The organism is Modestobacter sp. I12A-02662 (genome assembly GCF_041028325.1).
In the GTDB taxonomy this organism is placed as follows: Bacteria; Actinomycetota; Actinomycetes; order Mycobacteriales; family Geodermatophilaceae; genus Modestobacter.
This window is the reverse complement of record NZ_JABGDE010000005.1, coordinates 1-17,367: the sequence shown is the minus strand read 5'-3', so window position 1 is coordinate 17,367 and position 17,367 is coordinate 1. Positions and strand designations below refer to the sequence as shown.

The window sequence follows — 17,367 nt, the reverse complement described above, 5'->3', positions numbered from 1 at the left end:
GGCTCGTCGAGCCGCCGTCTCACCCCGCCGAGGCGGGCGCGGGGCCGAGCAGGCGCTCGATGATGCGGCGGTCCCCCGGCCACGCCCCCAGGAGGACGTCCCGGGGCACCCGGCGGGCGGCGTAGCGCAGCGCCAGCGCCACCACCACGACGTCGTCCAGGGGCCCGATCACCGGCAGGAACTCCGGGATCAGGTCGACCGGGGAGAGCACCCAGAGCCCGGCGACGGCCAGCGCCACCTTGGCCCGGCGCGGGACGGCGGGGTGCCGTCGCAGCCGGCGCACCGTGGTGAGGCAGGCGGGCAGGAAGCGCGCCAGCTCCCGCGGCGTCCCCGGGGGCAGCCGCCGGGCCAGCAGGACGAGCAACGCCCAGCCCAGGACGACGACGGCGGCACCGACCGCCACCGCCGTCAGCCACGTGCGCATCCGCCCATCGTGCCCGCCCTCGGAGGGAACCGTCCGCCCATCGGGTGAACCGTGCCGGGACCGCTCCACCGCCGTCCGCCACCTGCCGATGTCCCGGACATGACGACTGGTCCGGGCACCCGGGTGCTGCCCGGTGCGCCGCGCCGCACGCTGGCGGCCGTCGTCGTGCTCGTCGTCGCCACGCCCGCCGTCGGCGTCTCGTCCGGGTCGGACACCGCGCACCTGCTGCTCACCGTCGGGGTGTTCGCCGCGCTCTGGCGGGTCGTGCACTGGCGGGCGCAGCGGGTCGACGCCGAGCGCCGGCTGTGGCGCGGGCTGGAGCTGGCCGCCGCCCTGCACGCCGGGGCCGCCGCCACCGGTCTGGTGCTGCACGGCACCGGAGCGGCCCGCGACCTCGTCCTGTCCCCGCTGGTGTGGGCCTCGATCGCGGCCTTCCCCGCCGTCTACGGACCCCTGGTCCTGTGGAACCGGACCAGGACGCAGATCGCCGACCCGAACGACTCGGTCAACGGCCTGGCCGCCGTGCTCGGGGTCGTCGCGGTGACCGACACCGTGCTGGCGTACGCCGGCGGCGCCGCCGGGACCGGCCCGCTGTGGCTGGACCTGCCGCGGCTGCTCCAGCTGGGCACCGCGTTCGTCGTCCTGGGCACGGTGGCGACGGTGACCACGATCGCCGGGCTGCGCCGCGATCCCCGCAGCTGGCTGCTGCTGGGCTGCTTCGCCGCCGACCTGGTCGCGGCGGCGCTGACCGCGGGCACCGGGGGCGCGCACGTCGGCTGGACCGCCTCGGCGCTCATGGTGCTGTGCACGTGCCTGGCCGCCGTCCTCCGCCCGGCCCCGGTGACCCCCCACCCGACCGATCCCTCGGCGACCACGGTCGGCGCGTTCGTCGTCGTCATGGCGAGCACCGCCGTGCTGACCCTCGGCGCGCTCGGCGGGCCCGGCGCGGTCGCGGGCACGTGGTGCGCCGGGATCGCGGCCGCCGCGGCGAGCCTGCGGCTGCTGTTCAACGTCCAGGACCTGAGCGAGCTCGCGGTCAGCCGACGGGAGGCGCTCACCGACGACCTGACCGGACTGGCCAACCGCCGGGCGGTGCTGCGCCGGGTCCGGCGGCTGTGCGGCCAGGGCCAGCCGTTCGTGTTCGCGCTGCTCGACCTGGACAAGTTCAAGGAGGTCAACGACGGCCTCGGCCACGCGGCCGGCGACGACCTGCTGCGCCTGGTCGGACGCCGGCTGGAGTCGGTGCTCGGGCCCGACGCCGTGGTGGGCCGGCTGGGCGGCGACGAGTTCGCCATCGTCGTCCCGGCCGCGACCCCCGGTCAGCGCGACCTCCTCACGGACCGGCTGGGCGCGGACCTGTGCCAGTGGATGTCCGAGCCGTTCGACGTCGGCGGGTTGACCCTGCACGTCCGGATCAGCGTCGGCGTCGCCCGGCACGACGGTCGCGGGCACGCCGCCGAGTCGTGCTCGACGGAGCTGCTCCGCCACGCGGACACCGCGCTGTACGACGCGAAGCGCTCCGGCAGCGGCGCCGTCGTCCACGACGCCACCCGGCATGCGGACAACAGCGGGCACCTCGCGCTGGTCGAGGAGCTGCGCACGGCGATCGCCGACGGTCAGCTGGTGCTGCACCACCAGCCGCAGGTGGACGTCGGGACCGGCCGCACCGTCGGCGCGGAGGCCCTGGTCCGGTGGCAGCACCCCACCCGCGGGCTGCTGAGCCCGGCGGAGTTCGTGCCGCTCGCCGAGGTGCACGGGCTGATGGGCGCGGTCACCGACGTGGTGCTGTCCCAGGCGGTCGCCCAGGCGGCGCGGTGGCGACAGCAGGGGCTGGACCTGCGGCTCTCGGTCAACCTGTCGGCCAGCAACCTGCTGGACACCGCCCTCCCGGAGCGGGTCGACGGGCTGCTGCGGGCGCACGGGGTCCCGCCGTCGGCGCTGGTGCTCGAGGTGACCGAGACGGTGCTGATGAGCGACCCGGAGCGCAGCCTCGCAGTGGTCAGCGCGCTGGCCGAGCTGGGCGCGACCGTGAGCATCGACGACTTCGGCACCGGCTACGCGTCGCTGACCTACCTGCGGGAGCTGCCGGTCGCGGAGCTGAAGCTCGACCGGTCGTTCACCGCGGACCTGCGCACCGACCCGCGGACGGCGGCGATCGTCAGCAGCACCATCGACCTGGCCCACCAGCTCGGGCTGCGGGTGGTCGCCGAGGGCGTCGAGGACCCGGCGACGCTGGCGCACCTGAAGGCGCTGTCCTGCGACGAGAGCCAGGGCTTCCTGCACTCCCCGCCGCTGCCGGCCGCCGACCTGGTCAGCTGGCTGGCGGTGCGGGAGCAGCTGCTGCGGGCCTGACCCGGGACGCCGGCGGGCCCGGCCCCCCGCAGGGAGGACCGGGCCCGCCGGACGTGCGGTGGATCAGGCGTTCGCCGGCCGCAGGTCGGCGTCCACGCCACCGGTCTCCGCGACCGGGGCCAGCGGCTCGGCCGGACGACCGGAGTTGAACCGCTCCAGGTCGAGGATGCCCTCGCGCTTGGCCACGATCGTCGGGACCAGCGCCTGGCCGGCCACGTTGACCGCGGTGCGGCCCATGTCGAGGATCGGGTCGATCGCCAGCAGCAGACCGACCCCGGCCAGCGGCAGGCCCAGCGTGGACAGGGTGAGGGTCAGCATGACCACCGCGCCGGTGACGCCCGCGGTCGCGGCGGAGCCGACGACGGACACCAGGGCGATCAGCAGGTAGTCGGTGATCGACAGGTCCACGTTGAAGAACTGCGCGACGAAAATCGCGGCGAGCGCGGGGTAGATCGCCGCGCAGCCGTCCATCTTCGTGGTCGCGCCCAGCGGGACGGCGAACGAGGCGTAGCTGCGCGGCACGCCGAGCTCCTGCTCGGTGACCCGCTCGGTGACGGGCAGGGTGCCGATCGAGGAGCGGGACACGAAGGCCAGCTGGATGGCCGGCCAGGCACCGGCGAACCAGCGCAGCGGCGACAGGCCGTGCGCCCGCAGCAGGACCGGGTAGACGACGAAGAGCACCAGGGCGAGGCCGGCGTAGACGGCGCCGGCGAAGACGCCCAGGGAGCCGAGGGACTCCCAGCCGTAGGTGGCCACCGCGTTGCCGATCAGGCCGAGCGTGCCGATCGGGGCCAGCAGGATGACCCACCAGAGGACCTTCTGCACGATGGCCAGCGCGGCGCGCACGACGGCGAGGAAGGGCTCCGCCGGCTCGCCGACCTTCAGCGCGGCCACGCCGATCGCGACGGCGAGCACGATGAGCTGCAGCACGTTGAACGACAGCCCGACCGACCCGTCGTCGTGCGCGGCGGCCTGCAGGCCCAGGATGTTGCCCGGCACCAGGCCGGTCAGGAAGTCGAACCAGGAGCCGGTGGACGACGGCGGGGCCTGGGCCGCGGCGTCGACGGAGCTGTTGCGGCCGGGCTCGGTGAGCAGGCCGAGGCCGATGCCGATGGACACGGCGATCAGCGCGGTGATGCCGAACCAGAGCAGGGTCTGCCCGGCGAGCCGGGCGGCGTTGGACACCTGCTTGAGGTTGGCGATGCTGACGATCACCGCGGTGACGATCAGCGGCGCGACGAGGACCTTCAGCAGCGTGACGAAGGTGTTGCCGATGGTCTGCAGCGTGCTGGTGAGCCAGTTCGGTGAGCCGTCGCCGACGGGGCCGATCTCCCGGGCCACGAGGCCCAGGAGGAGGCCGAGCACGAGGGCGACGAGGACCTGCGCCGCGAAGGGGACGCGGCGGAGACGTGCGAGCACGGAGGTGCCTTTCGGGAGGGGCTTCGGTGAGGGGACGGCGGCGCGCACGGCGTCAACAGCCGGCGGTCGTCACCCGGCCGAAGTCGACCTCGCGCCGCCGCGTGAGGTTCCAGAGGTCGCGCACGCAGGGGTCAATGCCACTCCCGGGTCGTTGCATCCCGCCTGTGCCCGACCTCACGCGGCGGTACGGCCGACGACGCAGTGGCCGTCAGGTCGACGTCGCCTCTGCGGCCGGCGCGTCTCTCCGCTCGTTGCCGCCGCCGAGCCCGAGCCGACAGAGCCTCAGCGGACGGGGTCCACCAGACCGTGCTGGATGGCGAAGCGGGTCGCCGCAGCACGTTTGGTGACGGCGATCTTGGCGTAGATGCGCTCGATGTGCGTGGCCGCGGTCTTCGGTGCGATGCCGAGCATGGACGCCACCTGCTTGGTCGCCGCCCCTGTGGCGATGAGCACCAGGACCTGCGTCTCCCGGCGGGTCAGCAGGACCGGGACATCCGGCGTTCTCCCTACGCCAACGCCCGCGTGCCGGTCACCCGGCTCTGCCGCCTCGCACGGCTGGTGGCTCGCCCCTCGACTCAGGGCGGTGCTCCGTAGCGGGTGGCGATCGCGGTGGCACGGGTGCGCAGCGAGTCGCGCAACCACTGCGGGGCCAGGGCCTCCGCGCTCGCGGCGAGCCGCCACAGCGCCCACTCGGCGTGGCGCGGATCCTGGAAGGTCACCTCCAACCGCAGCCGGCCGTCGGCATCCACCTCTTCGGCGCGGACGGCCAGCGCGGTGCCCACCACGTCCTCCCGCCGCGTCGGGTCGACCCGTACCAGCACGGTGACCTGGTCACCGCCGGTCCGGAACTGCGCGCTGCGTTCCTGCCAGGCCCGGCCCAGGTCGACCCGGTCGGGTCGCTCCGCCGGCTCGGCGAGCTCCTCGGCGGCCAGGACCCGGGACAGCCGGTAGGTGCGGTCCGCGCCCGATCTCGTGGCCAGCAGGTACCCCTGGCCGCGTGCGGTGACCAGGCCGATCGGGTCCACCGTTCGCCACTCCGGGGCCTGGCCCGCGGCCGCGTACTGGATGCGCAGCTTGTGCCCGGCGAGCACCGCGCGCCGGACCTCGGCCACCGCGGTGTCGGGCACCTCCTCGGTGACCAGCCTGCGCGAGAGGAGGTCGGTCTCCGGGTCGATCAGCAACCGCTGGATCGCGTCGGCCGCGGTGTCCCGATGGCTCTCGGGCAGCGCGTCCGCCACCTTGAGCATGGCCGAGGCGAGGGCCGATCCGAGGCCGAACGCCTGGGCGCCCCGCCGCGATCCGGCGATCAGCAGGGCGAGCGCCTCGTCGTGGCTCAGACCGGTGAGCTCGGTCTGGAAGCCGGGCAGCAACGCGAACCCGCCGTGCCGGCCGCGTTCGGCGTAGACCGGGACGCCGGCCGTCGACAGCGCCTCGATGTCCCGCAGCACGGTCCGGGTGGACACCTCCAGCTCGCGGGCCAGCGTGTCCGCGGAGAGCCGACCGCGCTGGCGCAGCAGCAGCACCAGCGAGACCAACCGGTCGGCGCGCATCCGCGGACCCTACGGGGATACACGACAGAGGATGTCGTGATTTGTCCGGAAGATGATCACCACGACGTCATGATCACGGCACCGGGCCGATGGACGTACGTACTCCCGATGGATCGAACGGAGCAGATGTGGCGATGCAGCGGACGGCAGTCAACCCGTGGCCGTGGTCGACGGAGCTGGGGTACAACCAGGGCGAGGTCGTCTCCGGGCACACCCGGACCCTGTACTGCGCCGGGCAGACCGCGATGAGCGAGGACGGCAAGCCCCAGCACGCCGGTGACATGGCGGCGCAGGTGGCGCTGAGCCTCGACAACCTGGAGGCCGTCCTCGCCGACGCCGGCATGTCCCTCGCGGACCTCGTCCGGCTCAACGTCTACACCACCGACGTCGACCTGCTCTTCCAGCACTACGGCGTGCTGGCGGCGCGGCTCGGCGCCGCCGGGGTGGCACCGACCACGACGATGCTCGGGGTGGCACGGCTGGCGATCCCCGACCTGATGGTCGAGCTCGAGGGGACCGCCGTCGCGTGACGCGACCTGCGCGGCTGCCCCGGGCCCGCCCGGGGGCAGCCGCGCTGGTCAGCGGTGGGCGACGGACGAGTCGGCCTGTACGCCGGGTTCTGTCCCCGGGGACCTCGCGGCACCCCGTTGGGCGGTCATCCATCTAGGCCTGCCGTTGCCGGCAGGCTCGAGCGGTCCACCCGCAGGCTCGGGCGGGCAGCCCTCGAACGCCTGCGCAGACGGCGGTCGCCCGCCGTCCCTCTCGACCTTGCTCCGGGTGGGGTTTACCGAGCCGCACCGGTCACCCGGTGCGCGGTGGTCTCTTACACCGCCGTTTCACCCTTACCAGCGGCGAACCGCTGGCGGTCTGTTCTCTGTGGCACTGTCCCGCGGGTCGCCCCGGGTCGCTGTTAACGACCACCCTGCCCTGTGGAGCCCGGACGTTCCTCGGCGGCGGGGTCTCCCCCGCCGACGCGACCGCCCAGCCGACTCGTCCGTCGCGTGGGCGAGCCTACCCGTCGGCTCACCCCCAGTAGAGCCGGAACCCGACCCGCCGCCGGTCGTCCTCGGTGAGGGTCGACATGTCGATGACCTGCCGCGCCTGCTCCTCGACGGGCACGTCCGACAGCAGCTCGAGGTACCGGCGGTGCTCGCTCAGCGAACGGACGGCGGCCTCGACGTGCGCGGCGACCTCCACCTCGTGCGGCGGGTCGGACATGTCCTGCACCGCGATGTACTGCACGCCCTTCCACCGCGGCTCGGCCAGGTCGGGGAAGATCCACTCGTTCGCCGCGTCGGCGACGGCATCGATCACGCTCTGGCCGAGCGCCCGGTGGTCGGCGGAGTTCACGTACGCCGGTGACACCCCGGGCGGGGTCCACGTGGCCCCGAAGTACCCGGTGACGACCAGCTCCGGGCGGTGCCGCCGGATCGCGGCGGCCAGGTCGCGGCGCAGGTCGGGCCCGGCGACCAGGACGCCGTCCCGGTGGTCGAGGAACTCCACCTCGGTGACCCCGACGACGGCGGCCGACCGCCGTTCCTCGTCCTCCCGCAGCGGCCCGGCGGTCTCCGGGGCCACTCCCTCCATGCCGGCCTCGCCGCGGGTGGCCAGCACGTAGCGGACCTCCTTCCCGGCCGCCGTCCAGGCCGCGACGGCCGCGGCGATCCCGTACTCGATGTCGTCGGGGTGGGCGGCGACGACGAGCGCGCGCTGCCAGTCGTCGGGGAAGGGCGCTGAGGGCATGGCGGGCAGTCTGCCCCGGTTCACCGCGCGGCGGCAGGCTCCCGCTGCTCGGCCGGGCGGTGCTCCTGCGCCGGGGCGGCGGCCCGGACCAGCCAGACCACCAGCAGCCCGCCGACGATCCCCGCCACGCCGCACACCAGGAAGACGTCGCGCAGCCCGTCGGCGTACGCGGTGGCCACCAGGTCGGCGAGGGCGGCCCGCTGCTCCGGCGGCGCGCTGCCGATCACCGCGCCGGCCTGGCCCGCGCTCAGCGCGGAGGCCGTGCCCGACGGGTCCGGGACGGCTGCCCCGCTCAGCACCGCGCCGGCGCGGGCGGTGAAGACGCTGCCGAGGACCGCGACGCCGAGCGCGAACCCCAGCTGCCGGGCGGTGTTGACCGCGCCGGAGGCCATCCCGCTGCGCTCGCGGGGGACGGCGGCCAGCGCCGCGGAGGCCAGCGTGGGGTTGGCGGCGCCCACCCCGAGGCCGAGGACGGCGAGCCCCGGCACCAGCACCGGCCAGCTCGACCCGCCGTCCAGGCGGGCCATGAGCAGGCTGCCGACGCCGATGAGCACCAGGCCCGCGCCGAGCACGAGACGCGGCGGCCGGGTCTGCAGCGCGCGCCCGGCGAGCGCCGCCACCACGAAGCTGAGCAGCGACAGCGGGATGAACACCAGCCCGCCCTGCAGCGGGGACAACCCCAGCACCGACTGCAGCCACAGCGAGACGTAGAGGTTGGAGGAGAAGGCGGCGGCGTTGAGCAGCAGACCGCCGAGCATGATCCCGCTGAACGAGCGGGAGCGGAACAGCCCGACGTCGAGCATCGGGGCCGCGCGGCGCCGCTCGACGAGCACCCACGCCGCGAGGACCACCAGCCCGCCGGCGATCGGCGCCCAGGCGGCCGGCCGGCCCCAGCCGTCGGCCGCGGCGCGGACCAGTCCGAACACGACCCCGCCCGCGCCGAGGGTGAACAGCGCGATGCCGGGGACGTCGGGGTGCGGGGCGCCCGGCTGGCGGGTCTCCCGCACCACGGCGAGGGTCAGCCAGACGGCGAGGACGCAGACCGGCAGGTTGACGAAGAAGATCCACCGCCAGTCCAGCTCCGTCAGCGCCCCGCCCAGGATCGGCCCGATCGCGGCGGCGGCGCCGACGACGGCCCCCCACACGCCGAACGCCGTCCCCCGGTCCCGCCCCTCGTACGTGCTGTTGATCAGCGCGGTCGTGGTCGCGAACATCGCCGCTCCGCCGATCCCCTGCACCGCGCGGGCGACGATGAGCAGCGGCGCGTTCGGCGCCAGCCCGCAGGCCAGGGACGCGACGGCGAAGAGCACCAGGCCGGCCAGGTACAGCCGCCGGCGGCCGTAGAGGTCGGCGAGCGACCCGGCGCCCAGCACGAGGGCGGCCAGCGCCAGCGCGTACACGTCGACCACCCACTGCAGCTGGCTGGAGGTCGTCGCGAGGTCCGCCGCGATGTCGGGCAGCGCGACGTTCACGATCGTGACGTCGACCAGGAGCATGAAGGTGCCGGTGCAGATCGCCACCAGCGGGAGCCACGTGCGCACCGGCCTCCCATGCCCCCGATGTGCAGTGCGCAACCAGTTCGGCCTCGGATCGGCGGTGCGAGGAGCGTCACCGTAGGCTCGCCGTTCGTGTCCGCCGTCGACCTCCTCATCGCCGCCGGGGTCGCCCTCCTCGCCGGCGGGATCAACTCCATCGCCGGCGGGGGGTCGCTCATCCTCTTCCCCACCCTGATCGGCCTGGGTCTCGGGACGGTGCCGGCCAACGTCACCAACTCGATCGCGCAGTGGCCCGGTTACATCGGCGGGGTGCTCGGCTTCCGCCGCGAGTACGCCGGCCAGCGGTCGCGGCTGATCAGGTTCTCGGTCGTCGCGGTGCTGGGCGGGACGACCGGGTCGGTGCTGCTGCTCACCACGCCGAGCGCGGCCTTCGACACCGTCGTCCCGGTGCTGGTGTTCCTAGCCAGCATCCTGCTGGCCTTCCAGCCGATGATCACCCGGCGGCTCAAGGGCCACGAGGACGACGCCGTCGACGGCGACCCGGTCTGGCTGTACGCCGCGCTGTTCCTCGCCACCGTCTACGGCGGCTACTTCGGCGGGGCGCTCGGGGTGATCCTGGTCGGGGTGCTGGGCGTGGGGCTGCACCGGCTGAAGCTGGCCAACGCCATGAAGAGCGCCGTCTCCGTGACCACCGCCACGATCTCGGTGGTGATCTTCAGCATCTTCGGTCCGGTGGCGTGGGAGTACGTCGCGGTCTGCGCGCCGGCCAGCCTGGTCGGCGGCTTCCTGGGCGCGAAGGTGGCCACCCGCATCCCGACCACGCCGCTGCGGGTGCTCATCGTGGTCTTCGGGATCGCGGTCGCCGTCTACCTGTTCCTCCGCCGCTGAGGTGAGCAAGCTCGTCAAAGGCGTGCGGCTGACCCGCGGTCGGCCCGTCGACTGGCCCTAGGATCCGGCCGTCGCCCATCGTCCACGCCGCGAAGGGGCTCCCCCGATGCGCCGACTGGCCCCACTGATCGTGCTCGCCGCCGCCGCGCTGGCCGCGAGCGCCTGCGCCCCGGCGGACGACTCGACGGGCGCGAGCGCCGCCTCCGGACCGGCGGCGTCCGGGGCGTGCACACCGGAGGCCCTGCCGACCCTGGAACCGGGCACGCTCACCATCGCCACCGACCAGCCCGTCTACGAGCCGTGGATGGTCGACGACACCCCGGAGAACGGGCAGGGCTTCGAGTCGGCGGTCGCCTACGCCGTCGCCGACCAGCTGGGCTACGGCAAGGACGACGTGACCTGGACCCGGGTGCCGTTCAACGCCGCCATCCAGCCCGGCGAGCGGCCCTTCGACTTCGACATCAACCAGTTCTCGATCACCCCGGAGCGGGAGCAGGCGGTCGACTTCTCCTCGCCGTACTACCGGGTCGCCCAGGCGGTGATCACCACCGCGGGCTCACCTGCCGACGGCGCGACCGGCCTCGCCGACCTGCGCGGCCTGCGACTGGGGGCCCAGGTGGCGACCACCAGCCTCGACGTGCTGACCGGCATCATCGCCCCGGACAGCGACCCGGTCGTGTTCAACACCAACGACGACGCCAAGCTCGCCCTGCAGAACGGCCAGGTGGACGCCATCGTCGTCGACCTGCCCACGGCCTTCTACATCACCGCCGCCGAGCTGGACGACGGCGTGATCGTCGGCCAGCTCGAGCCCTCGGGCGACTCCGGCGACGAGTTCGGGCTGCTGCTGGAGAAGGACAGCCCGCTGACCGACTGCGTCAGCGAGGCCGTCGACGCGCTGCGCGAGGACGGCACGCTCGGCGAGCTCGAGCAGCAGTGGCTGTCCGACGTCGCCGACGCGCCCGTGCTCAGCTGACCGCCGGGACCGCGGGCGCCGGGTGGGCGCCCAGCGAGCTGGAGCTGTCCCGCCGCGCCTGGCGCCGGAGCCGGGCCCGGCGGTCGACCCTGGTCGCCCTGCTGTCCACCCTGCTGTTCGCGGTCGCCGCGTACCTGGCGGTGACCCGCGCGCCGGGGTGGCCGCGGGTGCGGGCGACCTTCTTCTCCTGGTCGGTGGCGGTCGACGCCTTGCCCGAGATCCTGCGTGGCCTGTGGCTGAACCTGCAGGTGCTGGTCGTCGGTGGCGCGCTCGTCCTGGTCACCGGCCTGCTGGTCGCCTCGGTGCGCACGCTGCGCGGGCCGGCGCTCGCGCCGCTGCGGATCGTGGCGACGGTCTACGTCGACCTGTTCCGCGGCATGCCGCTGATCATCGTGCTGTACCTGGTCGGGTTCGGCTTCCCGGCGCTGGGCCTGCAGGGGGTCCCGACGTCGCCGTTCGTGCTGGGGACGACGGCGATCGTGCTGGTCTACTCCGCCTACGTCGCCGAGGTCTTCCGGGCCGGCATCGAGTCGGTGCACCCCAGCCAGCGGGCCGCGGCGCGGTCCCTAGGGCTCACCCACCGGCAGACCATGCGGATCGTCGTGCTGCCCCAGGCGCTGCGCACGGTCACCCCAGCGCTGCTGAACGACTTCGTCGCGCTGCAGAAGGACGTCGGGCTGATCTCGGTGCTGGGCGCGATCGACGCGGTCCGCTCGGCGCAGATCGTGGTCGGGCAGACGTTCAACTTCACCCCCTACGTGGTCGCCGGCCTGCTGTTCGTGGCGCTCGCCGTCCCCTCCGCCCGGCTGGCCGACGCGGTGACCGCCCGCGCCCGAAGCCGCCAGCAGGCCGGTTCGTTGCTGTGAAGGCGGTGCTGGAGCTCCGCGGGATCGTGAAGGCCTTCGGCAGCCACGTGGTGCTCCGCGGGATCGACCTCGCGGTGGAGGAGCACCGGGTGGTGGCGCTGATCGGCGCCTCGGGCTCGGGCAAGTCGACCCTGCTGCGCTGCGCGAGCCTGCTGGAGACGGTCGACGACGGGCAGGTCCTGCTCGACGGGGAGGACGTCACCGACCCCCGGGTGGACGCCGATCGGGTCCGCCGCCGGATGGGCGTGGTCTTCCAGGCCTACAACCTGTTCCCGCACCTGTCGGTGCTGGACAACGTCGTCCTCGCGCCCACGGTGGTGCACGGCCGCCCGCCGGCCGAGGCCCGGGACGAGGCGCACGCGCTGCTGTCCCGGGTGGGGCTGGCCGACAAGGCCGGCGAGTACCCCGACCGGCTCTCCGGCGGCCAGCAGCAGCGGGTGGCGATCGTCCGGGCGCTCGCCGTCCACCCCCGGGTGCTGCTGCTCGACGAGATCACCAGCGCGCTGGACCCCGAGCTGGTCGGCGAGGTGCTGGCCGTGGTCCGCGAGGTCGCCGCCGGGGGGATGACGATCCTGATGGCGACCCACGAGATGGGGTTCGCCCGCCAGGTGGCCGACACGGTCGCCTTCCTGGACGGCGGCGTCCTGCTGGAGTCCGGCCCGCCCGCGCAGCTGCTCGGTGAACCCCGGCACCCCCGCACCCGGAAGTTCCTGTCCCGGGTCATCGACGCCGGCCGGCTGTGACCGGGGTCGCTACGCCCCCAGGTGGCTGGTGTCGTTGACCAGCCGGACCGAGGCACGCCCGTCCGAGGACCAGGTGACCGTCGACAGCGACGCCGCCTCCAGGAAGATGCGGTGCACGATCTCGTCGCCCACCCCGAGCCCGGCCGCGAGCAGCAGCTTGATCGGGGTGACGTGGCTGACCACCAGGACGGTCTTCCCCGCGTGCCGCTGGAGGACCCGGTCGCGGGCCCGGGCGACCCGGGCGGACACGTCGGCGACCGACTCACCGCCGGGCGGGCGGACGTCGGTCGCGCCGGACCACCGGCGGAACGCCAGCGGGCTCTTCTGCCGCGCCTCGTCGGCGGTCAGCCCCTCCCAGGCACCGAAGTCGAGCTCGCGCAGGTCGGCGTCGACCTCGACCGGCACACCGAGCACCGCCGCGGCGGCCTCGGCGGTCTGCCGGGTGCGTTGCAGCGGGGAGCTGACGATGACGTCGATGCCCCGGCTGGCCAGGTGCCGGGCCGCCGCCTCGGCGTCCGCCCGCCCGAGCTGCGACAACGGCAGGTCGCTGCTGCCGCTGTAACGACGCTCGGGCGTGTGCTCGGTGCGCCCGTGCCGCAGCAGGTGGGTGACCGTCGCGACCACGGGGGCCGGCGCGGCGGTGGGCTGGACGTCGTCCTCGACCACCACCGGCTCGGCGGCGACGTCCCGGCGCACCGGCTTGCCATCCATCGCGCTGTTGGCCAGCGCGTCGGCGGCGCCGTTCTGCGCGCGGGGCACCCAGGTGTAGCGCACGGAGCCGAGCTGCCGGGCGAGGTCCCGGGCCTGGACGGCGAGCTTCTGCATGTCCGGGTGCTTGATCTTCCAGCGACCCGACATCTGCTCGACGACGAGCTTGGAGTCCATCCGCACCTCGACGGCGGCGGTGGGGTCGAGGTCGAGAGCTGCCTGCAGCCCGGCGACCAGGCCGCCGTACTCGGCGACGTTGTTGGTCGCCCGCCCCACGGACTCGGCCCGCTCGGCGAGCAGCCGCCCGGTCTCCGCGTCGCGGACGAGGGCGCCGTAGCCCGCGGGGCCGGGATTGCCCCGCGACCCGCCGTCCGCCTCGACGATGAGCCTGCGGCTCACGCCTCGCCCCCGAGGGCAGGAGTGGCCACTAGTGCCCTCACAGGCCGGAGTCCGCCGTGCGCACCAGGATCCGGCCGCAGTTCTCGCAGCGGATCACGGTGTGCGGGTCGGTGTTGCGCGCGGCGGACAGCTCGGTGCCGTACAGCTCGATCCGGCAGCCCTCGCAGCGCCGGGCGTGCAGGTGCGCAGCGCCGGTGCCGCCGGTCTGCTTGGCGATCCGGTCGTACAGCACCAGCAGCGGAGGCGTCACCGAGGCGGCGATCTCGTCGCGCTTGGCCTGGTGGACCTTCGTCTGGTCGGCGATCTGGGCCAGCGCGTCGTCGCGGAGCTGGGTGGCCCGCTCCTCCTCGGCCGTGGCCGCGGCGAGCCCCTCCTGCGCGGCGGCGAGCGCGGCGTCGGCGGCCTCCCGGCGCTCCATCAGCTCGAGCACCTGGTCCTCCAGGTCCGACTGGCGCCGCTTGAGCGACTCGAGCTCGTGCTGCAGCCCGGTGATCTCCTTGGGCGTCGCGGACCCGGAGTCGATCCGCGACTGGTCCCGGGCGGCGCGCTGGGTGACCGTGTCGACGTCGCCCTCCAGCCGCTTCTGCTCGCGGTCGAGGTCGCGCACCTCCGTCTCGGCGCGCACGACGTCGTCGGCGAGCGTGCGCTGCGCCTCCTGGGCGGCCTGGACGGCGGCCAGCTCGGGGAGCGTGCGCTTGCGGTGGGCCAGCTGCGCGAGAGCGACGTCCTCGGCGGCGAGGGCCAGCAGCTTCTGCTGCTCGAAGTGGTCGGCCTGCACCGGCTCAACCTACCGGGGCCGCCGGCCCGGCTCGGCCGGCCGGGGGCGGTACGTCGGGCCCGCTCGCGTCGCGGCCAGGGACCTGCCATGCCCAGGGGTCGGTGCGCTCGGCGGAGACGGTCACCCGGACCCGGTTCCCGAGATCGTCGCGGAGCAGGTCCGCGGCCACCGGCAGCCAGGGCCACTCGCTCGCGTAGTGAGCCACGTCGCACAGCGCGGGGCCGGGCTCCTCGAGCGCCTCGGAGACCAGGTGGTGCTTGAGATCGCTGGTCACGAGGACGTCGGCACCCGCCGACGCCGCCGTCGGGAGCAGCGATCCGCCGCTGCCGCCGCAGACCGCGACGGTCCGGACGAGCCGGCCGGGATCGCCGGCGACCCGCACGCCCCCCGGGGTGCCGGGGAGCGCGGCGGCCACGCGCTCGCTGAACTCGCGCAGGCTGACGGCCTCCGGCAGCCTCCCGACCCGCCCCAGGCCGGCGCCCGGGGCGACGGGCTCCAGCGGCGCGGTGTCGACCAGGCCGAGAGCCGCGGCCAGCGCGTCGCTGACCCCGTGGCCGGCCGCCCGGTCGGCGTTCGTGTGCGCGACGAACAGACCGGTGCCCGCGCGGATGAGGCGGTGGACCAGGCGGCCCTTGGGATCGGTGGCCGGAACTCCGTGCACGGGCGTGAGCAGCAGGGGGTGGTGGGTGACGAGGAGGTCGACCTCCGCGGCGATGGCCTCGCCGACGACGGCCGCGGTGGGGTCGACGGCGAACAGCACCGAGCGCACGGTCGCCGCCGGGTCGCCGCACACGAGGCCGACGGCGTCCCAGCCCTCGGCGAGCGCGGGGTCGTAGCGCGCCTCCAGGGCGGTGACCACCTCGGCGAGCGGTGGGGGCGGGGCCGTCGTCGATCCCGGGTGCATCGGCGGTGCCACGGTCCGGACTGTAGGTGAGCAGTCGGGCCGTCGGGTGGCGGCCGGTGGACGGGCCGTCCACCCGTCCGGACCCCCTCGATCGAGACCCAGGTCACGTCCGCCCGGCGCCCGAGGCCGCCGATGATCTCTGGACGGCCCGCTCGGCGTCGTCAGGAGCCGCCAAGAGGCCTCCGGAGCCGAAGTCGATCTGGACGAAGCAGTTCGCCGATCGACGGCAGAAGCTGCCACCCAGGGCGGCGTGTCCGGGTACGGCAGGAGCACGCGGGACGGCTGGGACCGGTGGGACTCCACGTAACGTCGCGGACATTTGACCCGGTCGGAACCCCACCCTTGTAATTCCCTCGTCGTCACGGCGGGTGACGGCACGGCAACCGTTCGAGCGGCGGCCGGATCGAAGACGCAGGGGGACGATTCGTGATGGCTGAGATCTCGTGGCTCGACGAGTACCGCGCCGCTGCCGTGGCGGCCACGCCTGCGGCGTACGAGCAGGACGTGCTCGGGGTGCGCTCCGCCGGGGCCGCGTTCGATGCCGGCTTCGCTGAGGCCGGGTACGGCGCCACCGGCTTCTCCGGCCTCGCCGGTGCCGGCTACGGCGACCCGGAGGCCGGCGAGCAGACCTGGCGCGAGCGGGCGCTGTGCGCCGAGACCGACCCCGAGGCGTTCTTCCCGGAGAAGGGCGGATCCACCCGCGAGGCGAAGAAGGTGTGCACCGGGTGCGAGGTCCGGGCCGAGTGCCTGGAGTACGCGCTGGCCAACGACGAGCGCTTCGGCATCTGGGGCGGGCTCTCCGAGCGGGAGCGTCGCCGGCTGCGTCGTCGCGCCGCCTGACGACTACCCCGGGGGCGGACCGTCCCCGGGTGCGACCGGACGCACCATGGCGACGCGCTCGCCGTGCCGGTCCAGCCCCAGCTCCACCTCGCGGGCCCGCAGCGCGCGCAGTCCCGGCGTCAGCCGGGTGCTCACGCGCCAGCCGTGCCGGGCGTAGAACGGGGCGTTCCACGGGACGTCGGCGTAAGTCAGCAGGGTGACCCTGTCCGCGCCCGACTCCCGGGCCGCCGTGACGACGGCGGCCAGCAGCGCTCCCCCGATCCCCCGCCGGCCGGCCGCGGGGTGCACGGACAACTGCTCGAGGTGAACGGCGCCGTCGACGAGCTCCAGGACGGCGAAGCCCTGCACCGGCCGCCCGGCCACCAGCACCCGCCAGGCCCGCGCCCGCTCCGCTGCACTCGCCGGCGGAGGCAGGTCGACGATGCCGAGCGGCCGGAACAGCTCATCGGCCACCGCCTCGACCGCGGCCAGCTGGGCGAGGTCGTCCGCGTCGGCGACCCGGACCGCCGGCACCTCGTCGATCCCCATGGCCACCTCCTCCCCCGTGTCTGCATGAGGACTTGTCGACTCGTCGGCATGCCGACTCAGATCCATGCCGACTCAGATTCATGCCGACGAGACCACTCGTCGCCCTGTCGCTCCGTCGAAGCTGCGTCAGAAGGGCGGCCGGGCGTCGGCGGGCTCCGCCGGTCCTGGTTCGGCCGGCGGCGATGCGGGCTCGGATGGTCGGGCCAGCAGACCTGGTGGCCGGGTGGTGCGGGTGACCCCGGAGGGGGTGGTGACGTGCAGGGTCCCGTCGGGGTCCATCCGGAACTGCCAGCCGGGGGCGAATGTCTTCAGCCGGTGATGGGAGCGGCACAGGCAGCACAGGTTGGTGCAGTCCGTCGGGCCGCCGCAGGCGTGGGCGGTCACGTGGTCCAGGTCGGCCCAGCCGACCCGCTGCCCGCAGTTGGGGAACCGGCAGCGCCGGTCCCGGCTGGTCACGAACGCCCGCTGCCGGTCGGTGGGGGTGTAGGCGTCGGTCGGCGGAGGTGGGCCGGCCACGCGGCAGCCGCACTCGCTGTCGGGGTGTGCCCGGCAGCCGCGGCGGGCCAGCCGGGTGAGCTCGGCGGGGGTGAGGGTGGCGAGCAGCTGCCCGTCCGGGCCGGTGACCGCGTAGCGCAGCGTGCCGCCCTCGGGGGCGGTCAGGCCCAGCGCGCCGACCCGGGCCAGCAGGTCGCGCAGGTGGGCGGCGGTGATCGGCAGCCCACCCAGCTCACCCGGGGCGCTGCTGCCGCCCTC

The 17,367-nt window shown here is 74.6% G+C and carries 17 protein-coding genes, 1 other RNA gene and 1 pseudogene; 7 read left to right on the top strand and 12 right to left on the bottom strand.

Annotation, left to right across the window (positions count from 1 at the left end; translation table 11 throughout):
• Positions 1–19: 19 nt before the first annotated feature.
• Positions 20–424 (bottom strand): YkvA family protein, encoded by a 405-nt coding sequence (locus HL189_RS07580; protein ID WP_369133084.1) that lies wholly within the window; start codon positions 422–424, stop codon positions 20–22.
• Between the two features lie 99 nt (positions 425–523).
• Here HL189_RS07580 and HL189_RS07575 point away from each other — a divergent pair, with 99 nt between their 5' ends.
• The gene (locus HL189_RS07575) at positions 524–2,776 is read left to right on the top strand and encodes a putative bifunctional diguanylate cyclase/phosphodiesterase (protein WP_369133083.1); all 2,253 of its coding nucleotides are present in this window, start codon (positions 524–526) and stop codon (positions 2,774–2,776) included.
• A 63-nt stretch (positions 2,777–2,839) separates the two neighbouring features.
• Here HL189_RS07575 and HL189_RS07570 read toward each other — a convergent pair whose 3' ends face one another.
• The 3 genes from HL189_RS07570 to HL189_RS07560 all read right to left on the bottom strand — a co-directional run bounded on the left by HL189_RS07570 (position 2,840) and on the right by HL189_RS07560 (position 5,745).
• A complete protein-coding gene (locus HL189_RS07570; RefSeq protein ID WP_369133082.1) occupies positions 2,840–4,195 on the bottom strand; it encodes a dicarboxylate/amino acid:cation symporter in 1,356 nt (451 codons plus the stop codon).
• Between the two features lie 282 nt (positions 4,196–4,477).
• Positions 4,478–4,837 carry a response regulator transcription factor gene (locus tag HL189_RS07565; protein WP_369133081.1) on the bottom strand — a complete coding sequence of 120 codons (360 nt, stop codon included), beginning with the start codon at positions 4,835–4,837 and terminating at the stop codon, positions 4,478–4,480.
• Positions 4,771–5,745 carry a helix-turn-helix transcriptional regulator gene (locus tag HL189_RS07560; protein ID WP_369133080.1) on the bottom strand — a complete coding sequence of 325 codons (975 nt, stop codon included), beginning with the start codon at positions 5,743–5,745 and terminating at the stop codon, positions 4,771–4,773. Before HL189_RS07560 ends, HL189_RS07565 begins: the two co-directional genes overlap by 67 nt.
• A gap of 134 nt (positions 5,746–5,879) precedes the next feature.
• On the opposite strand from HL189_RS07560, the gene HL189_RS07555 reads away from it, so the two are divergent.
• The gene (locus HL189_RS07555; protein WP_369133079.1) at positions 5,880–6,275 is read left to right on the top strand and encodes a RidA family protein; all 396 of its coding nucleotides are present in this window, start codon (positions 5,880–5,882) and stop codon (positions 6,273–6,275) included.
• 62 nt (positions 6,276–6,337) lie between these two features.
• Here the strand turns inward: HL189_RS07555 and rnpB are convergent.
• The 3 genes from rnpB to HL189_RS07540 all read right to left on the bottom strand — a co-directional run bounded on the left by rnpB (position 6,338) and on the right by HL189_RS07540 (position 9,029).
• An RNA gene (gene rnpB / locus HL189_RS07550) (RNase P RNA component class A) lies at positions 6,338–6,738 on the bottom strand.
• 30 nt (positions 6,739–6,768) lie between these two features.
• Positions 6,769–7,488 carry a PIG-L deacetylase family protein gene (locus HL189_RS07545; RefSeq protein WP_369133078.1) on the bottom strand — a complete coding sequence of 240 codons (720 nt, stop codon included), beginning with the start codon at positions 7,486–7,488 and terminating at the stop codon, positions 6,769–6,771.
• Between the two features lie 20 nt (positions 7,489–7,508).
• Entirely contained in the window at positions 7,509–9,029 is a 1,521-nt protein-coding gene (locus tag HL189_RS07540; RefSeq protein ID WP_369133077.1) for an MFS transporter, read from the bottom strand.
• 87 nt (positions 9,030–9,116) lie between these two features.
• Between HL189_RS07540 and HL189_RS07535 the strand changes: the two genes are divergently transcribed.
• The 4 genes from HL189_RS07535 to HL189_RS07520 all read left to right on the top strand — a co-directional run bounded on the left by HL189_RS07535 (position 9,117) and on the right by HL189_RS07520 (position 12,457).
• Positions 9,117–9,872 carry a sulfite exporter TauE/SafE family protein gene (locus HL189_RS07535; protein ID WP_369133076.1) on the top strand — a complete coding sequence of 252 codons (756 nt, stop codon included), beginning with the start codon at positions 9,117–9,119 and terminating at the stop codon, positions 9,870–9,872.
• A gap of 106 nt (positions 9,873–9,978) precedes the next feature.
• Entirely contained in the window at positions 9,979–10,848 is an 870-nt protein-coding gene (locus HL189_RS07530) for a transporter substrate-binding domain-containing protein (protein ID WP_369133075.1), read from the top strand.
• Positions 10,809–11,714, top strand: a complete 906-nt coding sequence (locus HL189_RS07525) for an amino acid ABC transporter permease (RefSeq protein WP_369133074.1) — start codon at positions 10,809–10,811, stop codon at positions 11,712–11,714. Before HL189_RS07530 ends, HL189_RS07525 begins: the two co-directional genes overlap by 40 nt.
• A complete protein-coding gene (locus tag HL189_RS07520) occupies positions 11,711–12,457 on the top strand; it encodes an amino acid ABC transporter ATP-binding protein (protein ID WP_369133073.1) in 747 nt (248 codons plus the stop codon). Before HL189_RS07525 ends, HL189_RS07520 begins: the two co-directional genes overlap by 4 nt.
• A gap of 9 nt (positions 12,458–12,466) precedes the next feature.
• Here HL189_RS07520 and HL189_RS07515 read toward each other — a convergent pair whose 3' ends face one another.
• Genes HL189_RS07515 through HL189_RS07505 form a run of 3 tightly spaced genes read right to left on the bottom strand, consistent with a single transcriptional unit; the run spans position 12,467 to position 15,258 of the window.
• Positions 12,467–13,564 (bottom strand): bifunctional RNase H/acid phosphatase, encoded by a 1,098-nt coding sequence (locus tag HL189_RS07515; protein ID WP_369133072.1) that lies wholly within the window; start codon positions 13,562–13,564, stop codon positions 12,467–12,469.
• Between the two features lie 37 nt (positions 13,565–13,601).
• Positions 13,602–14,342, bottom strand: coding sequence for a zinc ribbon domain-containing protein (locus HL189_RS07510; protein ID WP_369133071.1), 741 nt, complete (start codon positions 14,340–14,342; stop codon positions 13,602–13,604).
• A 4-nt stretch (positions 14,343–14,346) separates the two neighbouring features.
• The gene (locus HL189_RS07505) at positions 14,347–15,258 is read right to left on the bottom strand and encodes a Nif3-like dinuclear metal center hexameric protein (RefSeq protein ID WP_369133070.1); all 912 of its coding nucleotides are present in this window, start codon (positions 15,256–15,258) and stop codon (positions 14,347–14,349) included.
• A gap of 618 nt (positions 15,259–15,876) precedes the next feature.
• On the opposite strand from HL189_RS07505, the pseudogene HL189_RS07500 reads away from it, so the two are divergent.
• Positions 15,877–16,086 (top strand): annotated as a pseudogene (locus tag HL189_RS07500) (WhiB family transcriptional regulator); the annotation flags it as partial.
• A 3-nt stretch (positions 16,087–16,089) separates the two neighbouring features.
• Here HL189_RS07500 and HL189_RS07495 read toward each other — a convergent pair.
• Both HL189_RS07495 and HL189_RS07490 read right to left on the bottom strand, forming a co-directional pair.
• On the bottom strand, positions 16,090–16,614 hold the full coding sequence (locus HL189_RS07495) for a GNAT family N-acetyltransferase (RefSeq protein ID WP_369133069.1): 525 nt from the start codon (positions 16,612–16,614) through the stop codon (positions 16,090–16,092).
• A gap of 126 nt (positions 16,615–16,740) precedes the next feature.
• The coding region (locus HL189_RS07490; RefSeq protein WP_369133068.1) for an HNH endonuclease signature motif containing protein at positions 16,741–17,367 on the bottom strand (627 nt) is incomplete at its 5' end.